18 protein-coding genes are annotated in these 19808 nt (G+C 70.7%); 8 read left to right on the forward strand and 10 right to left on the reverse strand.

Annotated features, from left to right (window positions below):
- Positions 1–79 precede the first annotated feature (79 nt).
- A complete protein-coding gene (locus tag BRW65_RS15980; RefSeq protein WP_073876129.1) occupies positions 80–1588 on the reverse strand; it encodes an amino acid permease in 1509 nt (502 codons plus the stop codon).
- Between the two features lie 98 nt (positions 1589–1686).
- Between BRW65_RS15980 and BRW65_RS15985 the strand changes: the two genes are divergently transcribed.
- Entirely contained in the window at positions 1687–3075 is a 1389-nt protein-coding gene (locus BRW65_RS15985) for an FAD-dependent oxidoreductase (RefSeq protein ID WP_139273143.1), read from the forward strand.
- Between the two features lie 10 nt (positions 3076–3085).
- Here BRW65_RS15985 and manA read toward each other — a convergent pair whose 3' ends face one another.
- From manA to BRW65_RS16005, 4 genes are all read right to left on the reverse strand, one after another.
- On the reverse strand, positions 3086–4312 hold the full coding sequence (gene manA / locus BRW65_RS15990; RefSeq protein ID WP_073876133.1) for a mannose-6-phosphate isomerase, class I: 1227 nt from the start codon (positions 4310–4312) through the stop codon (positions 3086–3088).
- 9 nt (positions 4313–4321) lie between these two features.
- The gene (locus BRW65_RS15995; protein WP_073876135.1) at positions 4322–5413 is read right to left on the reverse strand and encodes a TobH protein; all 1092 of its coding nucleotides are present in this window, start codon (positions 5411–5413) and stop codon (positions 4322–4324) included.
- Positions 5410–6807 (reverse strand): phosphomannomutase/phosphoglucomutase, encoded by a 1398-nt coding sequence (locus BRW65_RS16000; protein ID WP_073876137.1) that lies wholly within the window; start codon positions 6805–6807, stop codon positions 5410–5412. The genes BRW65_RS15995 and BRW65_RS16000 overlap by 4 nt, the downstream gene beginning before the upstream one ends.
- Positions 6808–6919: 112 nt before the next feature.
- Entirely contained in the window at positions 6920–7369 is a 450-nt protein-coding gene (locus BRW65_RS16005; RefSeq protein ID WP_208611821.1) for a DUF3499 domain-containing protein, read from the reverse strand.
- Positions 7370–7542: 173 nt separating this feature from the next.
- Here BRW65_RS16005 and BRW65_RS16010 point away from each other — a divergent pair, with 173 nt between their 5' ends.
- The gene (locus BRW65_RS16010; protein WP_066949924.1) at positions 7543–7965 is read left to right on the forward strand and encodes a metallopeptidase family protein; all 423 of its coding nucleotides are present in this window, start codon (positions 7543–7545) and stop codon (positions 7963–7965) included.
- 42 nt (positions 7966–8007) lie between these two features.
- On the opposite strand, the gene BRW65_RS16015 is transcribed toward BRW65_RS16010, so the two are convergent.
- Entirely contained in the window at positions 8008–8346 is a 339-nt protein-coding gene (locus BRW65_RS16015; protein ID WP_068078515.1) for a WhiB family transcriptional regulator, read from the reverse strand.
- Between the two features lie 353 nt (positions 8347–8699).
- Between BRW65_RS16015 and cofD the strand changes: the two genes are divergently transcribed.
- From cofD to BRW65_RS16040, 4 genes are read left to right on the forward strand one after another with little or no spacing between them, the layout of a single operon-like run.
- Positions 8700–9701 carry a 2-phospho-L-lactate transferase gene (gene cofD, locus BRW65_RS16025; protein WP_073876143.1) on the forward strand — a complete coding sequence of 334 codons (1002 nt, stop codon included), beginning with the start codon at positions 8700–8702 and terminating at the stop codon, positions 9699–9701.
- Positions 9698–11038: a coenzyme F420-0:L-glutamate ligase gene (locus BRW65_RS16030; protein WP_073876145.1), complete on the forward strand. Its 1341-nt coding sequence runs from the start codon at positions 9698–9700 to the stop codon at positions 11036–11038. The genes cofD and BRW65_RS16030 overlap by 4 nt, the downstream gene beginning before the upstream one ends.
- Before the next feature lie 10 nt (positions 11039–11048).
- A complete protein-coding gene (locus BRW65_RS16035) occupies positions 11049–12623 on the forward strand; it encodes a class I SAM-dependent methyltransferase (protein ID WP_073876147.1) in 1575 nt (524 codons plus the stop codon).
- The gene (locus BRW65_RS16040) at positions 12620–13159 is read left to right on the forward strand and encodes an NUDIX hydrolase (protein WP_073876262.1); all 540 of its coding nucleotides are present in this window, start codon (positions 12620–12622) and stop codon (positions 13157–13159) included. Before BRW65_RS16035 ends, BRW65_RS16040 begins: the two co-directional genes overlap by 4 nt.
- 76 nt (positions 13160–13235) lie before the next feature.
- Here BRW65_RS16040 and BRW65_RS16045 read toward each other — a convergent pair whose 3' ends face one another.
- Genes BRW65_RS16045 through rfbD form a run of 3 tightly spaced genes read right to left on the reverse strand, consistent with a single transcriptional unit; the run spans position 13236 to position 16096 of the window.
- Positions 13236–14315: a sugar phosphate nucleotidyltransferase gene (locus BRW65_RS16045; protein ID WP_073876149.1), complete on the reverse strand. Its 1080-nt coding sequence runs from the start codon at positions 14313–14315 to the stop codon at positions 13236–13238.
- Positions 14308–15216: a glycosyltransferase family 2 protein gene (locus BRW65_RS16050; protein ID WP_073876151.1), complete on the reverse strand. Its 909-nt coding sequence runs from the start codon at positions 15214–15216 to the stop codon at positions 14308–14310. The genes BRW65_RS16045 and BRW65_RS16050 overlap by 8 nt, the downstream gene beginning before the upstream one ends.
- Positions 15209–16096, reverse strand: coding sequence for a dTDP-4-dehydrorhamnose reductase (rfbD, locus tag BRW65_RS16055; RefSeq protein WP_073876153.1), 888 nt, complete (start codon positions 16094–16096; stop codon positions 15209–15211). The genes BRW65_RS16050 and rfbD overlap by 8 nt, the downstream gene beginning before the upstream one ends.
- Before the next feature lie 98 nt (positions 16097–16194).
- Between rfbD and BRW65_RS16060 the strand changes: the two genes are divergently transcribed.
- Positions 16195–17667 (forward strand): LCP family protein, encoded by a 1473-nt coding sequence (locus BRW65_RS16060; protein WP_073876155.1) that lies wholly within the window; start codon positions 16195–16197, stop codon positions 17665–17667.
- Positions 17655–18377 carry a TIGR03089 family protein gene (locus tag BRW65_RS16065; RefSeq protein ID WP_208611822.1) on the forward strand — a complete coding sequence of 241 codons (723 nt, stop codon included), beginning with the start codon at positions 17655–17657 and terminating at the stop codon, positions 18375–18377. Before BRW65_RS16060 ends, BRW65_RS16065 begins: the two co-directional genes overlap by 13 nt.
- Before the next feature lie 13 nt (positions 18378–18390).
- Here the strand turns inward: BRW65_RS16065 and BRW65_RS32675 are convergent, their stop codons facing one another.
- Entirely contained in the window at positions 18391–19761 is a 1371-nt protein-coding gene (locus BRW65_RS32675) for a PPE family protein (RefSeq protein ID WP_073876157.1), read from the reverse strand.
- Positions 19762–19808 lie beyond the last annotated feature (47 nt).

Below are 19808 nucleotides of genomic sequence, written 5' to 3' on the forward strand. Positions count from 1 at the left end.
ACACCACGTTGGAGATTGACAATATCCCTATCTGCGTCTCGTGTCTAGACACAAGCGGTGGTTTAGTAAACCAGTTTCGTCAGGGCACGGCGCCCGGCTCGGCCCGGGCCGGCGGGGCGACGCCCTCCGCCTCGCGACGGCCCTGCACGGAGTGTCGGTAGCCGTAGCCGACGTAGATCGCGGTGCCCACCACCAGCCAGACGCCGAACCGCACCCAGGTCAGCGCGGTCAGGTTGACCATCAGCCAGACGCACGCGGCGATCGAGGCGATCGGCAGGACCGGCACCCACGGGGCGCGGAAGCCGCGCTCCAGGTCGGGACGGGTGCGGCGCAACACCATGACACCGGCAGAAACCAGCACGAACGCGAACAGCGTGCCGACGTTGACCATCTCTTCGAGCTTCGCGATCGGAAACACCGAGGCCGTCGCCGCCACCACCACCGCGACGAGCACGGTGATCCGGACCGGGGTGCCGCGCGAGCCGGTCTTCGCCAGCTGCCGCGGCAGCAAGCCGTCGCGCGCCATCGCGAACAGGACGCGGCACTGGCCGAGCATCAGGACCATCACCACGGTGGTCAATCCGGCCAGCGCCCCGATCGCGATGATCTTGCTGGCCCAGTGGATGCCGTTCGCGGTGAACGCCGTCGCCAGGTTGGCCGGCTTGTGCCCGGGGGCCGTCTTGAGCTGGGTGTAGGAGACCATCCCGGACAGCACCACCGAGACCGCCACGTAGAGCACGGTGACGATCGCGAGCGACGCCAGGATTCCCCGCGGGACGTCGCGCTGGGGCCGCCTGGTCTCCTCGGCCATGGTCGCGACGATGTCGAACCCGATGAACGCGAAGAACACGATCGACGCGCCCGCCAGCACGCCGTACCAGCCGTAGTGGCTGCTGTGCGCCCCGGTCAGCAGCGACAGCACCGACTGGTTGACGCCCGACGCCTCGTGCCCCGCCTCGGGCTTGGGGATGAACGGCGAATAGTTGGAGCGCTTGATGTAGAAGGCGCCGACGACGACCACCAGCAGCACCACCGACACCTTGATCCCGGTGATCACCGCGGAGAACCGCGACGACAGCTTGGTGCCCAGCGCGATCAGCACCGCAACGGCGGTGACGATCAGCAGCGCACCCCAGTCCAGGCTGACCGAGCCGAGCTGCGTCGTGCCACCAGCAAACCCGAAGACGTTGCCCAGATAGCTCGACCAGCCCTTGGCCACGACCGCCGCGCCGATCGCCAGCTCCAGCAGCAGGTTCCAGCCGATGATCCAGGCGAGGAACTCCCCGAAGGTGGCATAGGAAAAGGTGTAGGCGCTGCCGGCCACCGGCAGCGTCGAGGCGAACTCGGCGTAACACAGCGCCGCCAGCGCGCAGGTGACCGCCGCGATCACGAAGGAAATCCAGATCGCCGGGCCGGTGATGTCACCGGTCGTCGACGCGGTGACCGTGAAGATACCGGCGCCGATCACCACCGCGACCCCGAAGACCACCAGGTCCAGCCAGGTCAGCTCCTTGCGCAACCGGGTGTCTGGCTCGTCGGTGTCGGCGATCGATTGTTCGACCGACTTCGTGCGCCATCGGTTGGCCATCCGTCGCCCTTCCCATTCCCTGGGACCCATTGGTCCGTCACAGTACTGGGTACTCTGCCGAGATGGCGGACCTCAAGGCAAACACGAGGGACCATGCGGTGGTCATCGGCGGCAGCATCGCCGGGCTGTGCGCCGCGCAAGTGCTCTCGGACGCCTTCTCCCGGGTCACCGTCTACGAGCGCGACGAGTTGCCGAGCACACCGTCGAACCGGGCGACGGTCCCGCAGGACCGGCACCTGCACATGCTGATGGCCCGCGGCGCAATGGAATTCGAGAGCCTCTTCCCCGGGCTGTTGCAAGACATGGTGGCCGCGGGCGTGCCCAAGCTGGAGAACCGGCCCGACTGCATCCACCTCGGCGCCGCAGGCCACGTGCTCGGCACCGGGCACACCCTGCGCGACGAATTCACCGCGTACGTGCCCAGCCGTCCGCACCTCGAGTGGCAGCTGCGCAAACGCGTCCGCGACACGGAGAACGTCACGATGGTGCGGCGTTCGGTGGCCGAACCGCGGTTCGACCCGGCGCGCCGGCGGGTGACCGGGGTGCTGCTGGATCCCGTCGACGGCGGGGATCCGGAATTCGTCGCGGCCGACCTCGTCGTCGACGCGGCGGGCCGGGGCACCCGGCTGCCGACGTGGCTGACCCAGTGGGGGTATGAACGGCCGCGGGAAGACCTCCTCGACATCGGCATCTACTACGCGACCCAGCAATTCCGCATCCCGGACGGATTGATAGCGGAGAAGGTGGTGGTCGCGGGCGCCTCGCACGACAAGTCGCTGGGGCTCGGCATGCTCTGCTACGAGGACGGCACCTGGGTGCTGACGACGTTCGGGGTGGCCAACGTCAAGCCGCCGCAAACCTTCCCCGAGATGCTCGAACTGGCCGAGGAGCTGGTCCCCGCTCACGTCAACGCGGCGCTGAAGCGGGCCGATCCCATCGGCGAGCCGGCGTTCCACGCGTTTCCGGCCAGCAAGTGGCGTCGCTACGACAAGCTGGACCGCTTCCCCGCCGGCATCATCCCCCTCGGTGACGCCGTCGCCAGCTTCAACCCCACCTTCGGGCAGGGCATGACGATGACCTCGCTGCAGGCCGGCCACCTGCGGCGGGCGCTGAAACTCCCCGACGACCGGGTGGCCGCCGGGCTGAGCCGGGCCACCGCCAAGACGACCTTCCCGGTGTGGACGATGAACGCGATCGGCGACGTCACCTTCCACCACGCCGAGACCAAGGGCCCCATCCCCTGGTGGTGGCGGCCCTCGGGGACGCTATTCGACCAGTTCCTCGGGGCCGCCGAAACCGATCCCGTGCTGGCCGAATGGTTTTTGCGCCGGTTCTCGCTGCTCGACAGCCTCTACATGGTCCCGCCGCCGCGCATCGTCGGCCGGGCCATCGCCCACAATCTGCGGCTGTGGTTGGGCGAGCGCCGTCAGGCCGCCCGTGGCGATCGCGAGCGCGGCGAAGCCGGGCGAAGCGATTCGCCGCTATAAGACCGGCCCCTCACAGCCCTACGGTCGCCCTGAACAGCTTGGTGGGCTCGCGCGCGACCAGCCGGATCGGGGCGTCGTCGGCCGCCACCCACGCGGCCATCCCCCGCTGCAACGTCAGCGACCCGGACTTGCCGTGCACCGTCGTGCACCCCTCGGTGCACAGCAGGATCTGTGGACCCTCGTGGCTGCACGAGGCGTCGACCTCGTGGCCCAGGTAATCGCCGTCGAGCTCCAGCAGCGCGACGGCGAACTCCTCGGCCGGCGTCTCATAGATCAGGCCGAAGCCCTCGCGGCGCACGTGCGGGCGCACCTGCGCCTCGGTGGTCGGGGTGAAGTCGAGCACCCGCAGCAACTCGGGGACGTCGACGTGCTTCGGGGTCAGGCCGCCGCGTAATACGTTGTCGGAGTTGGCCATGACCTCCAGCGCGAACCCGCGTAGGTAGGTGTGCAGGCTGCCGGCCGACACGAAGATCGCCTCGCCCGGGGCCAGCGTGATGCGGTTCAGCAGCAGCGCGGCCAGCACCCCCGCGTCCCCGGGATAGCGTTCCCCGAGCTCCAGCACCGTCTTGACCTCGCCGGCGAATTCCGTTGCCCCGGAGCTGATGTACTGGATGGCGCCGTCCAGCACGGCGGGCACCAGCACGTCGATGTCGGGCTGCGGCGCGGTGATCCAGGTGGTGAACAGCGCCCGCAGGCCGTCGGCGTCGGACTGGTCGTTGAGCAAGTCGATGAAGGGGTCGAGGTCGGAGACGGACAGCGCCCGTAGCAGCTCCACCGTGCGCGAGGCCTGCCGGAACCCGGCGAGCGCCTCGAAAGGCTGCAGCGCCACCAGCAATTCGGGCTTGTGCGAGGTGTCGCGGTAGTTGCGCACCGGCGAGTTCAGCGGAATGCCCAGCCGCTCCTCACGCAGGTAACCCTCGGCCGCCTGCGCCGCGCTCGGGTGCGCCTGCAGGGACAGCGGCTCGTCGGCCGCGAGCACCTTGACCAGGAAGGGCAGCACGTCGCCGAACCGGGCGCGGGCCCCGGGCCCGAGCTGGCCCTCCGGGTCGGCGACCAGCGCGTCGAGCAACGAGATCTCGCCCGCGTCCGTCTCCAGCCAGGCCGGGTCGCCCGGATGCGCGCCGAACCAGAGTTCGGCCTCCGGATGGGCAGCCGGAACCGTACGCCCGGTGAATTCCGCTATGGCGGTACGCGATCCCCAGGCGTACGTCCGTAAGGCCCCGCGAAGCAGTTCCACTGTTGTTATCTATCCCCGCGCCAGGCGCGCGTAAACCGCGGCCATCTCCAGTCGAACGGCCAATACTGCCAGTTGCTGCTCGGCGCTGATGGCGCCGCCCAACGCCGGCGCGACGGTGGACCCGGCGGCGCCACCGGGACCGTCGGGCACGTCCTCGGCGGCGAGCAGGTACACGTCGTCGAGCCCGGCGGTCCGGGCCGCCACGACGGTCTGTTCGGCGGACAACGTGAGGGCCAGCACCAGCAGCCGCTGGGGCAGCGGCCCGTCGATCTGTTCGTCGTGGAAGAGCGCGTCGGCGGAGCCGCCGGAGATTCCGGCGCGCAGCGCGACGACGGCGTCCGACAGCCCGGTGGCCGCGACGACCTGATGCGCGACCCGCAGCAGGACCGAGCTGCCGTGCCGGGCCAGTGCGAGCGTCGCGGCGCAGTCACCGGCCAGCGCCACCTGGCGGTCGGCGATGCGCGCGGCGATCGTCTTGGCGGGGTTGGTGAAGAGCTCGCGGGCCGCACTGTTGCGCAGCACCTCGGCGTCCAGCTCGTCGGCCAGCGCCCGCAGGTCGACGAGCGGTCGCCGGTCCACCGCCTGCACGACGGCCAGGGCGGCGGCCAGGTAGCGGCACAACCCGAACTCGTCGGGGACCGGAAGCCGCGGCGCCAGCACCGCCGCGCGGCCGGCGGTGGCATCCCGCAGCGGACCCTCGTAGGGCGCGACGACGACGACCCGCGCCCCGCGACGAACCCCGGCGGCGGCCGCGGTGACCAGCGCCGGATCGCCGGGATCGTCGCCCGCGACGATCAGCACGTCGAGCGGGCCGATCCACGGCGGGACCTCGGCGGTCAGCGTGATGGGCTCGGAGGCCGCACCGGCCACCGTCGCCGCGACCATCGCGCCGGCGTTGTCGGCGGTGCCGCGGCCGGCGACCCAGATCAGGCTCCGCGGCCGGTCATCGGAGCGCAGCGGATCCAGCGCGCCCTCGTCGACGGCGGCGGCGATCGCCCGCACCTGCGCGCCGGCCGACGACGCGGAGCGCAGCAGCCCGTCCCGGTCGGCGGCGAGCAGGCCCTCGGTGTCCTCGAGATCGATCGCCCGGACGGCGCTCACGGCGCGGCCTCGGCGGGCGTCGACTGGGCCAGGATCTCGGCGCTGATCTGCGCGACGACCGCGTCGACGTCCTCGGTGCTGCGCGCCTCCACGTTGAGCCGCAGCAACGGCTCGGTGTTGGAGCTGCGCAGGTTGAACCAGCTGCCGTCGCCCAGGTCGACGGTCACGCCGTCCACGTGGTCGATCGAGTGGATGCGGCTGCCGAAGGATTTCAGCACCGCCTCCGTGCACAGCGCGGCGTCCGCCACGGTGAAGTTGATCTCGCCGGACGCTTCGTAGCGCTGGTAGTCGGCGGTCAGCTCCGACAACGGCCGGTCCTGCTCGCCCAACGCCGCCAGCACGTACAGTGCCGCCAGCATCCCGGAGTCCGCGCCCCAGAAGTCACGGAAGTAATAGTGCGCCGAATGCTCGCCCCCGAAGATGGCGCCGGTGTCGGCCATCATCGCCTTGATATAGGAGTGGCCGACGCGGGAGCGCAGCGGTGTCCCGCCGCGTTCGGTGACCAGCTCGGGCACCGCCCGGGAGGTGATCACGTTGTGGATGATGGTGGCGCCGATCTCCCGGCCCAGCTCGCGCGCGGCCACCAAGCTGGTCACCGTCGAGGGTGACACCGGCCGGCCGCGTTCGTCGACGACGAAGCAGCGGTCGGCGTCCCCGTCGAAGGCCAGGCCTATATCGGCGCCCGTCTCGCGCACGTAGGCCTGCAGGTCGACCAGGTTGGCCGGGTCGAGCGGGTTGGCCTCGTGGTTGGGGAACGACCCGTCGAGCTCGAAGTACAGCGGCAGCAGCGTGATGGAGTCGATCGCCCCCAGCACCGCGGGCGCGGTGAGGCCGGCCATGCCGTTGCCCGCGTCCACCGCCACCCGCAGGGGGCGCAGGCCCGAGGTGCTCACCAGCGAGCGCAGGAACGTCCCGTAGTCGTCCAGCACATCGCGGTCGGTCACGGTTCCGGGCTGTCCGTCGTAGCGCTCGACCCCCGCGATCACGGATTCGCTGACGGTGCGCAGGCCGCTGTCGGCGCCGACCGGTTTGGCGGCCGCCCGGCACAGCTTGATGCCGTTGTAGGCCGCCGGGTTATGGCTCGCGGTGAACATCGCGCCCGGACAGTCCAGCGACCCGGAGGCGAAGTAGAGCTGATCGGTGGAGGCGAGACCGATCCGCACCACGTCCAGGCCCTGGCCCGTCACCCCGGAAGCGAAGGCCGCGGCCAGTGTGGGTGAACTGTCCCGCATGTCGTAGCCAATCACCACCTGCCGGGCGCCCTCACCGCGCATCAGCGCGGCGAACGCCGCACCCAAAGCGGTGACCAGCGGCTCGTCGAGCTCTTCGCCGACCAACCCTCGCACGTCGTACGCCTTGACGACACGGTGCACAGTCGCGGCGAGCCGAGACATGCGGGGGCCTCCTGACGCCTTGGATTTTTTCGCCTGTTGGTCGTCAGCCTATCGGCCCCCGGGAAACAGGGGCCGCCGCGGTGGGCGGGGACCGCGCGCCACACCCGAACGGCTAGTCCTTGGGGTCGGGCAACACCCGCAGGTGCCCGCGGCGCCGGCCCGAACGATGCTCGGGTGGCGCCAGCACACTACTGCTGGGCGCGGTGGCCCCACCGTTATGAATGTGCGGGTCCGCGAAGCCGTTGAGGGGCGTGCCGGTGCCGCCATAGGGCACGGCGCGCTCGCCCTGGCGGCCTTCGCGCACCGCGTCGGCCAGGGCGACCAGGTCGTCCTCGTCGGGGTGGGTGGGCTCGGCGTGGAGGGGACCGGCATGACGCACGAGATCCCATCCGCGGGGAGCGGTGATCCGGCCGGCATGGCCGACGCACAGGTCCCACGAATGCGGTTCCCGCGCGGTCGCGAGTGGCCCCACCACCGCCGTCGAGTCCGAGTAGACGAACGTCAAGGTCGCCACGGCGTAATGCGGACACCCGGGCCGGCAACAGCGACGGGGAACGTTCACGAGCGAAAGGCTATCGTGCACAAACGCCGCTGAAGCGCCGGACACGCGCAACCGGCGGGCCCCCGATGTTCAACCGTTACCATCGGCGCGTGGGCGATTCGCGCAGCTTCCCGCGGAGGGATCGGCCCCAGGGCCGATTCGCTTCCCACCGGTCCTCCCGGCGGGGCCGCGACGTGCGCGGCCCGCTACTGCCGCCGACGGTGCCCGGGTGGCGCAGCCGGGCCGAGCGGTTCGACATGGCGGTGCTCGAGGCCTACGAACCGATCGAGCGGAATTGGCAGGCGCGCCTCGCCGACCTCGACGTGGCGGTCGACGAGATCCCGCGCATCGCGGCCAAGGATCCCGACAGCGTGCAGTGGCCGCCGGAGGTCATCGCCGACGGGCCGATCCCGTTGGCGCGATTGATCCCGGCCGGCGTCGACGTCCGCGGGAACGCCACGCGGGCGCGAATTGTCCTGTTCCGCAAGCCGATTGAGCGACGGGCCAAGGACACCGTCGAGCTCGGTGATTTGCTGCACGAAATACTGGTGGCCCAGGTGGCCATCTACCTCGACGTGGAGCCGTCGGTCATCGACCCGACGATCGACGACGAATGACGTTGTGCCTTCGGCGCCTTAGATCGTTGTGCCTTCGGCGCCTTAGATGATGCCGCGCTTGAGGCGCCGGCGCTCGCGCTCGGAGAGCCCGCCCCAAATGCCGAAGCGCTCGTCGTGCTCCAGGGCGTAGTCCAGGCACTCGTGGCGTACCTCGCACCCCAGGCAGATCTTCTTGGCCTCACGGGTGGAGCCGCCCTTCTCCGGGAAGAACGCCTCGGGATCCGTTTGGGCACACAGCGCCCGGTCCTGCCACTGGTCCGCGACCGGGGCCGGCATCGGCTCGGGCTCGAATGCGACTGGCGCATCAGGAACCACGGTCAAGTGCGGCCGGGCCGGTCGGACCGGCGCCGGCACGATGGGGGTGTGCGGCGTGCTCGCCATGACTCCTCGAAGATGTTCGTAAGACATACGGTCGTCCGCCTCCTCAGTTTGATTGAGAGAGTGAGTGGTTCCCACTATTTCTGATGTGTACAGACAATTCGAACAAGTGATCGAATCTCGGTCTGCGACACCGGAACCGGCCGGCCAACCGGGAAATGACACTGTTGTGATTAGACACGGGTTGACCTGCCGGGTCAAGCATTACGGCGCATTTCCATACCATCTCGTGACCGAATTACGGCGTTTCCGTTGTTTTGCGCATTCGGCGTGTCGATCACACCGCGCACGACTATGCTTAAGGGCCGCGTAACGGCCCCGCCACCGCAAGGTCGCCGGGCAGTACTGTCGTCCACGTGAAGGTCACCGTTCTGGTCGGTGGGGTTGGCGGCGCCCGATTCCTGCTGGGGGTTCAACAACTGCTCGGGCTCGGTCGGTTCGGAACTCAACAGCACCCAGACGCGGGAACCGGCAACCACGAACTTAACGCAATCGTCAACATCGGCGACGACGCTTGGATTCACGGACTGCGGGTCTGCCCGGATCTGGACACCTGCATGTACACCTTAGGTGGAGGGGTAGACCCGGAGCGCGGGTGGGGTCACCGCGACGAAACCTGGCACGCCAAAGAGGAATTGGCGCGCTACGGCGTGCAGCCGGACTGGTTCGGGCTCGGCGACCGGGATATCGCCACTCACCTGGTGCGCACTCAGATGCTCAACGCCGGCTACCCGCTGTCACAGATCACCACCGCCCTGTGCGACCGCTGGCAACCCGGCGCTCGATTGCTGCCGGCGAGCGACGACCGCTGCGAGACCCACGTGGTGATCACCGATCCCGACGACGGCACCCGCCGCGCGATCCACTTCCAGGAGTGGTGGGTGCGCTACCGGGCCGAGGTGCCCACGCACAGCTTTGCCTTCGTCGGCGCCGAAAAAGCCAATGCCACAAGCGAAGCTGTGGCGACCATCGCCGACGCCGACGCCATCCTGCTGGCGCCGTCCAACCCGGTGGTCAGCGTCGGCGCCATCCTGGCCGTCCCCGGGATTCGCGCCGCGTTGCGCTCGGCGACCGCCCCGATCGTCGGCTACTCGCCGATCATCGGCGGAAAACCCTTGCGGGGCATGGCCGACGCGTGCCTGTCGGTGATCGGGGTGGAATCCACCGCGGAGGCGGTCGGCCGGCACTACGGGGCGCGCGGCGGCACCGGGATACTCGATTGCTGGCTGGTGCACGAGGGCGATCACGCCGATATCGAGGGCGTGGCGGTGACCGCCGCGCCGCTGTTGATGACCGATCCCAAGGCGACCGCCGAGATGGTGCGCGTCGGGCTCGAGCTCGCGGGTGTGGCCCCGTGACCGAACACGGCACCGGCGCGGCGATCGAGATCCTGCCCGTCACCGGGCTTCCCGAGTTCCGGCCCGGCGATGATCTGAGCGCGGCGCTGGCGGCCGCCGCGCCGTGGCTGCGCGACCGCGACGTGGTGGTGGTGACCAGCAAGGTGGTGTCCAAGTGCGAGGGCCGGCTGGTGCCGGCGCCGCGGGACCCCGAGGAGCGGGACGCACTGAGACGCAAGCTCGTCGACGACGAGGCGGTGCGGGTGTTGGCCCGCAAGGGCCGCACCCTGATCACCGAGAACCGCATCGGCCTGATCCAGGCCGCCGCGGGCGTGGACGGATCCAACGTGGGCCGCGACGAACTGGCGCTGCTGCCGGTCGACCCCGACGCCAGCGCCGCGGCGCTGCGGGCCGGGCTTCGCGGACGGCTGGGGGTCGACGTGGCCGTGGTCATCACCGACACGATGGGCCGCGCCTGGCGCAACGGCCAGATCGACGCCGCGGTGGGTTCGTCGGGTTTGGCTGTGCTGCATGGGTATTCGGGGGCGGTCGACCGGCACGGCAACGAGCTGGTGGTCACCGAGATCGCGGTCGCCGACGAGGTGGCGGCGGCCGCCGATCTGGTGAAGGGCAAGCTGACCGCCATGCCGGTGGCCGTGGTACGCGGCCTCGCCGTGGCCGACGACGGCACGACCGCCCGGCAGCTGTTGCGGCCCGGCGAGGAGGACCTGTTCTGGCTCGGCACCGCCGAGGCCCTCGACATGGGCCGCCGGCAGGCGCAACTCCTGCGCCGGTCGGTGCGCCGGTTCGGCGCCGAGCCCGTCGCGCCCGAGCTGATCGAAGCCGCCGTCGCCGAGGCCCTGACCGCCCCGGCCCCGCACCACACCCGCCCGGTCCGGTTCGTCTGGTTGCAGACCCCCGACGTCCGGCTGCGGCTGCTGGACCGGATGCAAGACAAGTGGCGGTCCGACCTGGCCGGCGACGGCCGGCCCGCCGACTCGGTGGAACGCCGGGTGGCGCGCGGCCAGATCCTCTACGACGCACCCGAGGTCGTCATCCCGATGCTGGTCCTCGACGGCGCGCACACGTATCCCGACGCCGCCCGCACCGAGGCCGAGCACACCATGTTCACCGTCGCCGTCGGAGCGGCGGTGCAGGCCCTGCTGGTCGCCCTGGCCGTGCGGGGGGTGGGCAGCTGCTGGATCGGCTCGACGATCTTCGCCCCCGACCTGGTGCGCGCCGAACTGGGCCTGCCCGCGGATTGGGAGCCGTTGGGCGCCATCGCGATCGGTTACCCCGAGGAACCCGCCGGACCGCGCGAGGCCGCGGACGCCGGGGATTTGTTGATCCGCAAGTGATACTGGCCCCATGAGATTCGCGGGCAAGGCGGCGGCGTCCGCCGAGAAGGCCCGCGGCGGCTACTACACGCCCGCGCCCGTCGCCCGCTTCCTGGCCCGCTGGGTTCGCGAGGCCGGACCGCGCATCGTCGAACCATCCTGCGGCGACGGCGCCATCCTGCGCGAGCTGGCCGCCCTTGGCGGACGGCCGCGCGGCGTCGAGCTCGTCGCCGAAGAGGCGGCCAAAGCAAGGGAATTCGCGCCCGTCGACGCCGCGAATCTGTTCGGTTGGCTCGCCACCACCGAGCCCGGCGGCTGGGACGGCGTCGCCGGCAACCCGCCCTACATCCGGTTCGGCAACTGGGCGGCCGAGCAGCGCGATCCCGCGCTGGACCTGATGAGGCGGGTGGGATTGCGGCCCAGCCGCCTGACCAACGCGTGGGTCCCCTTCGTGGTGGCGAGCTCGGTCCTGGTGCGTGACGGCGGCCGGGTGGGCCTGGTGCTGCCCGCCGAGTTGCTTCAGGTCTCCTACGCCGCGCAGCTGCGCGAGTTCCTGCTGAGCCGGTTCAGCGACATCACCCTGGTGACGTTCGAGCGCCTGGTGTTCGACGGGATCCTGCAGGAGGTCGTGTTGTTCTGCGGGGTCGCCGGCGCGGGGCCGGCCCGCGTCCGCACGCTGCACCTCACCGACGCCGAGGCGCTCGCGCACGCGGACCCCGACGTCGACTGGGCTCCGGCGCTGTTGCACGAGGACGAGAAGTGGACCAAATACTTTCTGCGGCCGGACGCGATCCGGCTGCTGCGAACGCTCAAGGGCTCGACGGCCATGACCCGGCTCGGCTCGGTCGCCGACGTGGACGTCGGCATCGTCACGGGCCGCAACAGCTTCTTCACGTTCGCCGACGCGCAGGCCCGCGAACTCGGCCTGTTGCCCCACTGTGTGCCGCTCGTCTCGCGCAGCGCGCAGTTGTCCGGGCTGGTCTACGACACCGATTGCCGGGCAAGCGATGTCGCGGGCGGGCTTCGAACCTGGCTGCTCGACGCGCCGCGCGACCCGGGCGATCGCGCGCTGATCGCCCACATCCGGGCCGGTGAATCCGCCGGCGTGCACCGGGGCTACAAGTGCTCGATCCGCAAGCCGTGGTGGGGCACGCCGTCGCTGTGGATCCCCGACTTGTTCCTGCTGCGGCAGATTCACCGGGCGCCGCGGCTGACCGTCAACGCCGCCGCCGCGACGAGCACCGACACGGTGCACCGCGTCCGGCTTGCCGCCGGGGTGGACGCGGCCGCGCTGGCGACGGTCTTCCACAACAGCGTGACGTTCGCCTTCGCCGAGATCACCGGCCGCAGTTACGGCGGGGGCATCTTGGAGCTGGAACCCCGCGAGGCCGAGCAGCTGCCCATTCCCCCGCCGCCCCTGGGCGGCCCCGAGCTGGCCGGCGACGTCGACCTGCTGTTGAAGGCCAACGAGATGGAGAAGGCGCTGGACCTCGTCGACCGCCACGTCCTGATCGACGGCCTGGGGTTGACACCCGAGGTGGTGGCGCAGTGCCGCGCGGCCTGGGCCGCGCTGCGGGATCGCCGGAAGCGGCGGGGTGCCCGGTGAGCGTCCGGGATTCGGCGATCGCGCTGCTGTCCGACTGGGACGCGCCCGACGCCGAGCAGGATTCGTTGCGGCACGCGGTCCTGGCGTTCGTGCTCGCCCGTCCCGACGCGTGCCTGCGCGAGTGCGTGCCGGGCCACGTCACCGCCTCGGCGCTGGTGCTCGACCACGCCGGCGACCGCGTGCTGCTCACGTTGCATCCGCGACTGGGCCGCTGGGTGCAACTGGGCGGCCACTGCGACGATGACGACGGCGACATCGTCGCCGCCGCCCTGCGCGAGGCCACCGAGGAGTCCGGAGTCGACGGCCTGCGCATCGAACCCCGGCTGGCCGCGGTGCACGTCCACCCGGTCACCTGTTCGCTGGGCGTGCCTACCTGCCACCTGGATCTGCAGTTCGTGGCGCGCGCGCCCGCCGGCGCGCGGATCGCGATCAGCGACGAGTCGGAGGACCTGCAGTGGTGGCCGGTCGACGCGTTGCCCGACGGCACCGACCACGCGCTGGCGTATCTGGTGCGACGGGCGCTGCGCCGCGCCTGACGCGCGAGCGTCACGCGAGCGTGGCGTTGGGCTCCGGCGGCCACGCTGGCGTGACGCTCGGCCCGGGGAGCCGGGCCTAGACGTCGGACGAGTAGCGGATGCCGCCGTCGGGAATCGCGACGCCGGGCCACACGCGGGCGCCGCGCAGCAGCTCGCAGCGCGCGCCGATGTCGGCGCCGTCGCCGATCACGCCGTCGCGGATCAGCGCCCGCGGGCCGATGCGGGCGCCGAAGCCGATGATGGAGCGCTCGATCACGCTGCCGGCCTCCACCTTGACGCCGTCGAAGATCACCGCGCCGTCCAGCCGCACGCCTGGCCCGATCTCGGCCCCCCGCCCGACGACCGTGCCGCCGATGAGCACCGCGCCCGGTGACACCGCCGCGCCGTCGTGCACCAGCTGCTCGCCGCGGTGGCCGTGCAGCGCCGGCGACGGCGCGATGCCGCGCACCAGGTCCGCCGACCCCCGAACGAAGTCCTCCGGGGTGCCCATGTCCCGCCAATAGGTGGCGTCGACGTAGCCGCAAACCTTGACGTCCGGGTCCTTGAGCAGGGCCGGGAACACCTCGCGTTCGACCGACACCTCGCGGCCGCGGGGGATCCGGTCGATGATGTCGCGGGCGAACACGTACGTGCCGGCGTTGATCTGGTCGGTCGGCGGGTCCTGCGTCTTCTCCACGAAGGCGGTGACCCGGCCGTTTTCGTCGGTCGTGACGCAGCCGTACGCCCGCGGGTCGCCGACCCGCACCAGGTGCAGTGTGACGTCGGCCTGCTGCGCCCGGTGGAAGTCGATGATCTGGTTGAGGTCCGAACCCGAGAGCACGTCGCCGTTGAACACCAGCACGGTGTCGTGCCGCAGGTGGCCGGCGACGTTGGCGATGCCGCCGCCCGTTCCCAGCGGGCTGTCCTCGGTGACGTATTCGATCTGCAGGCCCAGCTTGGAGCCGTCGCCGAACTCGGCCTCGAAGACCGCGGCCTGATACGAGGTGCTCAGGATGACGTGCTCGATGCCCGCCGCGGCGATCCTCGACAGCAGGTGGGTCAAGAACGGCAGCCCGGCGGTGGGCAACATCGGCTTGGGCGCCGACAGCGTCAGCGGCCGCAGCCGGGTGCCCTTGCCGCCGACCAGAATCACCGCATCGACTTGCGGGTTAGCCATTTGCGCGCCGCCCTTCCGCCAGTTTCCGTCTCCGATCCCGCAGCGCACCGCGCACCATCAGGCGGGACCGGACCGCCAACGAGCCCCGCAGCACCCAGCGCAGCGGCGCCCGCCACCACCCCGCGTGCCGGTCGGCCAGGAACAGGTAGGTGCTCGCGTGATGCGCGGCCAGGTGGCTCGCCGGGTCGTCCCCGGTGGAGTGGCCCTTGTGGTGCAGCACCTCGGCCGACGGCACGTAGACGCTCAGCCAGCCGGCCCGGCCGAGCCGGTCCCCGAGGTCGACGTCTTCCATATACATGAAGTAGCGCTCGTCGAACCCGCCGACCTGGGCGAAGGCGGACCGGCGGACCAGCAGGCACGACCCGGACAACCAGCCGACCGGGCGTTCGCTGGGCTCCAGCCGCTCCTGGCGGTAGGCCGCCGACCACGGGTTGCGCTTCCAGACCGGCCCGACGACCGCGTGCATGCCGCCGCGGACCAGGCTGGGCAGGTGCCGCGCCGACGGGTAGACCGAGCCGTCCGGGTCGCGGATGAGCGGGCCGAGGGCGCCGGCGCGCGGCCAGCGGGTGGCGGCGTCCAGCAGGGCATCGATGCTGCCCGGGCCCCACTGCACGTCGGGGTTGGCCACGATCACCCAGTCGTCGTCGACCTCCGCCGAATCGGCGAGCTGGGAGACCGCGCGATTCACCGCGGTGCCGTACCCGAGGTTGGCCCCCGTGTGGAACAGCCGCACATTCGGGTAGCGCTCGACGGCGGCCTCCGGCGTCCCGTCGGTGGAGCCGTTGTCGGCCATCAGGACGCACACGGGCCGCTCGGTGGCCAGCGCCAGCGAGGCCAGGAAGCGCTCGAGGTGTGGGCCCGGTGAGTAGGTCACCGTCACGACCGGCAGGACGTCAGTCACGCGTCGAGGGTAACGGTCGATCGGCGGCCGCAAGCGCCGCGACAAGCGCGGGGCGCCAGGGCCGTAACGTCCGCAGTCCCGCCGCGGCGGACTCGCGGCCCGACAGCGCGGAGTAGGTCGGGCGCGGCGCCGGCCTGGGAAACTCCGCGGTGCTGACCGGCCGCACCCGCTCGGGGTCGGCGCCGCATTCGGAGAAGATCGCGCGGGTCTGCTCGAAGCGGGACACCGCGCCCTCGTTGGCGGCATGCAGGATCGGCCCGGGCACGCCGTCGTCGGCGATCTGCAGCAGCGCCTCCGCCAGGTCGCCCACGTACGTGGGTGAGCCGACCTGGTCATCGACCACGTTGACCGGGCCGTCGCCGGCGGCCAGGCGGCGCATGACGGCGACGAAGTCCTTGCCGTCGGCGCCGGTGTAGACCCAGGCGGTGCGGACGATGACGGCGTCGGGAAGCGCCGCCAGCACGGCATCCTCCCCGGCGAGCTTGCTGCGCCCGTACACGCCCGACGGCGCGGTGGGGTCGCTGGGCTCGTACGGACGCGGGTCGGCGCCACCGAAGTCCCCGTTGAAGACGTAGTCGGTGGAGACGTGGATGAACCGGGCGCCGGCGCGCGCGCAGGCGCGGGCGATGTTCTGAGGACCGGTGGCGTTGACGGCGAAGGCGGCGGCCTCGTCGCTCTCGGCGCCGTCGACATCGGTGTACGCCGCGCAGTTGATCACCACGTCGCCGCCCCGGACGATTCGCTCGGCGGCGGCGGGGTCGGTGATGTCCCACTCCGACGACGTCATGGCCAGCACGTCACGGCCCTGACCGGCCGCGAGCGAACGCAAATAGCGGCCCAGCTGCCCGCCGGCACCGGCGATCACGATCCTGCTCGACATGGTTTGAGTTTGGCATGCGGGGAAACGCGCGGGCGACGGCCGGGGCGCGCGGGGCTTCGCTACCCGCGAAGCGTCTGTGTCGCAAGTAACCTAGTGGGATGCCTGTGCAACGTGTGGTTCGTGTGATTGCCACTGCGCTCACGCTCGTTGTCGTCCTCGGCACCGGGCTCGCGTGGAGCAACGTCCGCTCATTCGAGGACGGCATCTTCCACATGTCCGCACCCTCGCTCGGCAAGGGCGGCGACGACGGCGCGATCGACATCCTGTTGGTCGGCCTCGACAGCCGCACCGACGCGCACGGCAACCCGCTGTCGCAGGAGGAGCTGGCCACCCTGCGGGCCGGCGACGAGGAAGCGACCAACACCGACACGATCATCCTGATCCGGATCCCCAACAACGGGAAGTCGGCGACCGCCATCTCGATCCCCCGCGACTCCTACGTCGCGGCCCCCGGCCTGGGCAAGACGAAGATCAACGGCGTCTACGGCCAGACCCGCGAGGCCAAGCGCACCAACCTGGTCAAGGCCGGCGACTCGGCCGAGGACGCCGCCGCGCAGGGCACCGAGGCCGGGCGCGAGGCGCTGATCAAGACCGTCGCCGACCTCACCGGCGTCACCGTGGACCACTACGCCGAGATCGGGCTGCTCGGCTTCTCCTTGATCACCGACGCGCTCGGCGGCGTGGACGTCTGCCTCAAAGAGCCGGTGTTCGAACCGCTTTCGGGCGCCGACTTCCCGGCCGGTCCGCAGCGGCTCGACGGGCCGGAGGCGCTCAGCTTCGTCCGTCAGCGTCACGAGCTGCCGCGCGGCGACCTCGACCGGGTGGTGCGCCAGCAGGTGGTGATGGCCTCGCTGGCCCACCGGGTCATCTCCGGCAAGACGCTGTCCAGCCCCGCGACGGTCAAACGTCTGGAGGCGGCCGTGCAACGCTCGGTGGTGATCTCGCAGGGTTGGGACGTCATGGATTTCGTGCAACAGATGCAGAAACTGGCCGGCGGCAACGTCGCATTCGCCACCATCCCGGTGCTCGACGGCGCCGGCTGGAGCGACGACGGCATGCAGAGCGTCGTGCGGGTGGACCCGCACCAGGTCGCCGATTGGGTCAGCGGGCTGCTGCACGACCAGGAGCAGGGCAAGACCGAGGAGATCGCCTACACGCCGGCGAAGACGACCGCCAGCGTGGTCAACGACACCGACATCAACGGGCTGGCATCGGCGGTGTCACAGGTGTTGACCTCCAAGGGGTTTGGTGCGGGCACGGTCGGCAACAACGACGGCGGCCACGTCAAGGGCAGCCAGGTGATGGCCGCCAAGACCGACGACCTGGGCGCCCAGGAGGTGTCCAAGGAACTGGGCGGGTTGCCGGTGGTGGCCGATCCCTCCGTCGCGCCGGGCTCGGTGCGGGTGGTGCTGGGCAACGACTACAGCGGCCCCGGCTCGGGCCTGTCCGGCACCGGGACGGTGATGCCCGCCCGGGTGTCCAACGTCGGTTCGGTGGCGGCCGATCCCAACGTCCCGGCGCCGTCGCCGATCCTGACCGCCGGTTCCGACAAGCCCGAGTGCATCAACTGAGCACGCTCTCCGGCGCCATCCTGGACCCGATGCTGCGGGCCGACCCGGTCGGCCCGCGCATCACCTATTACGACGATGCTCTTGGGGCCACCGGCTTACGCATCGAGTTGTCCGCGGCCACGCTGGCCAACTGGGCGGCCAAGACCGGCAACCTGTTGCGCGACGAATTGGGCTCCGGGCCGGGCGGCCGGGTCGCCATCCTGCTGCCGGCGCACTGGCAGACGGCGGCGGTGTTGTTCGGCGTGTGGTGGATCGGCGCCGAGGCCGTGCTCGAACCGGGACCGGCCGACCTCGCGCTGTGCACACCCGAGCGGCTGGACGAGGCGGACTCGATTGCCGGTGAGGTGGCGGTGCTGTCGTTGGACCCGTTCGGTCGCCCGGCCGCCGAGCTGCCGATCGGCGTCACCGACTACGCCACCGCCGTGCGCGTGCACGGCGACCAGATCGTCGCCGAACGCCATCCCGGCCCGGCGCTGGCCGGCCGGTCGGTCGACGAGGTCCTGGCCGATTGCCAAAGCTCGGCCGCCGCAAGGGAGTTGACGGCCAAGGACCGAGTCCTTTCCACCGCCGCGTGGTCGAGTCCCGAGGAACTGGTGGACGGCCTGCTGGCGATCCTGGCCGTCGGCGCATCGCTGGTGCAGGTGGCCCATCCTGACGCGTCGGCGCAGCAACGCCGGATCGAGACCGAAAAGGTCACCCGGGTGCTCTAGGCCGCGGTCTGACCTACTGCCCGAACGAGATCTCCAGCAGGCTCTTCTTCTGCTCGGTGTATTCCTGTTCACTCAGCAGCCCAGCGGCGCGCTGTACTGCGATGTGGCGGATGGCGGCGGCGACGCCGGTCATGACGGTCCGCGGCGCTGGCACTACCTCGACATCCTCGGCCGGCGCATTCCCGGCGGAGCCGGTGAGTCGCGCCGCCCCGGCCGGCTTCTGGCCGTCCGCGGCGCCAGACGGGCCAGCTGTCGACCGTCCGGCCATTGCACCAATTCCCATCTGGTTTAACGCGTTTGCCACGTCGAATTCTGCCGCCGGCGCCGCCGCCTCGGTCTCGCTCGCCAGCGGCGTGATCAGTGCGGTCGGGCGTATTTCGCCTGCGGCCGTGGCATTTTGGGTCCAGCTCGACGGCACCGTCAATGCCCCGACCCTGTTGGCCCCGGCGAAGGCCGCCGACATCGTCGGCGTGGGAACACCGCCGGGGGGCAGGTTCGAAAGGGGCGCCACGAACGGCACGACGGGTGCCGGCTCGGTGCCCGGCCACGCCTCTACGCCGTTCCAGCCGCTGAAAGTGCCATCGTCACCGGCAGCCGAAGCAGTGGTGAACGTGGCGATAGGAAAATCCACGATGGTGGCCAGCGTATCCGCCGGGAGGACCCCGAAAAGAGTCACAAGGTCGCTTGGTACAACGATACTGAGCGCGGCCAGATGGGCCAGGATTTCGAGCTGCTCGGCCTGGGCCGGTACCGCCATCGCGGACAACGCCTGCGGCACAACCGATATGGCACCTTGCACAGTGTCGGCGAAGGTGCCGATTTGGCTGATCGCGGCGGCTTGGCTGGCCGCCGCGCCGGGGTCGGTGTTCTGGTGCGGAGAGGTGAACGGAGTCAGCATGACCGCGGCTGCTGACGAGGCTGCGTAGATATACATCGCCAGGGCGTCCTGCGCCCACATCTCGGCGTAGAGCGCCTCGGCGGCCGCGATTGCGGGTGTGTTCTGCCCTAAGACGTTGGTCGCCACCAGCACCGCGAGCATGCCGCGGTTGGCGGCGATCTCCGGTGGCGGCACCGTCGATGCGAACGCCGCCTCGTAAGCGGTGGCCGCCATCCATGCCTGGGCGGCGGTTTGGCCCGCCTGCGCGGCGGTGGCGCTCAGCCATCCCACGTAGGACCCGGCCGCTGCCCTCATCGCCGCGGACGACGGACCCGACCAAGCCCCTTCGGCAAGTTCGGACACCACCGACTGATATCCGGAGATCGCTGTATACAGCTCGTCGGCCACGCTTTCCCACGCCTGCGCAGCTGCCAGCATCGGCCCCTGACCCGGACCGGTATACATCCGACCGGAGTTGATCTCCGGCGGATAGATCCCGAAATCCACTGCCGCGCATATCCCTTCTCAACGACCGCTACATTCGCCCGACGGGC

This window comes from Mycobacterium paraffinicum (assembly GCF_001907675.1).
Taxonomy (GTDB): Bacteria; Actinomycetota; Actinomycetes; order Mycobacteriales; family Mycobacteriaceae; genus Mycobacterium; species Mycobacterium paraffinicum_A.

Bases quoted from the DNA above. Each gene is read 5' to 3' on its own strand.
- BRW65_RS15980 (WP_073876129.1), bottom strand. From the start codon at position 1,588: ATGGCCAACCGATGGCGCACGAAGTCGGTCGAACAATCGATCGCCGAC.
- BRW65_RS16000 (WP_073876137.1), bottom strand. From the start codon at position 6,807: ATGTCTCGGCTCGCCGCGACTGTGCACCGTGTCGTCAAGGCGTACGAC.
- BRW65_RS16015 (WP_068078515.1), bottom strand. From the start codon at position 8,346: ATGGCGAGCACGCCGCACACCCCCATCGTGCCGGCGCCGGTCCGACCG.
- BRW65_RS16035 (WP_073876147.1), top strand. From the start codon at position 11,049: ATGAGATTCGCGGGCAAGGCGGCGGCGTCCGCCGAGAAGGCCCGCGGC.
- BRW65_RS16045 (WP_073876149.1), bottom strand. From the start codon at position 14,315: ATGGCTAACCCGCAAGTCGATGCGGTGATTCTGGTCGGCGGCAAGGGC.
- rfbD (WP_073876153.1), bottom strand. From the start codon at position 16,096: ATGTCGAGCAGGATCGTGATCGCCGGTGCCGGCGGGCAGCTGGGCCGC.
- BRW65_RS16060 (WP_073876155.1), top strand. From the start codon at position 16,195: ATGCCTGTGCAACGTGTGGTTCGTGTGATTGCCACTGCGCTCACGCTC.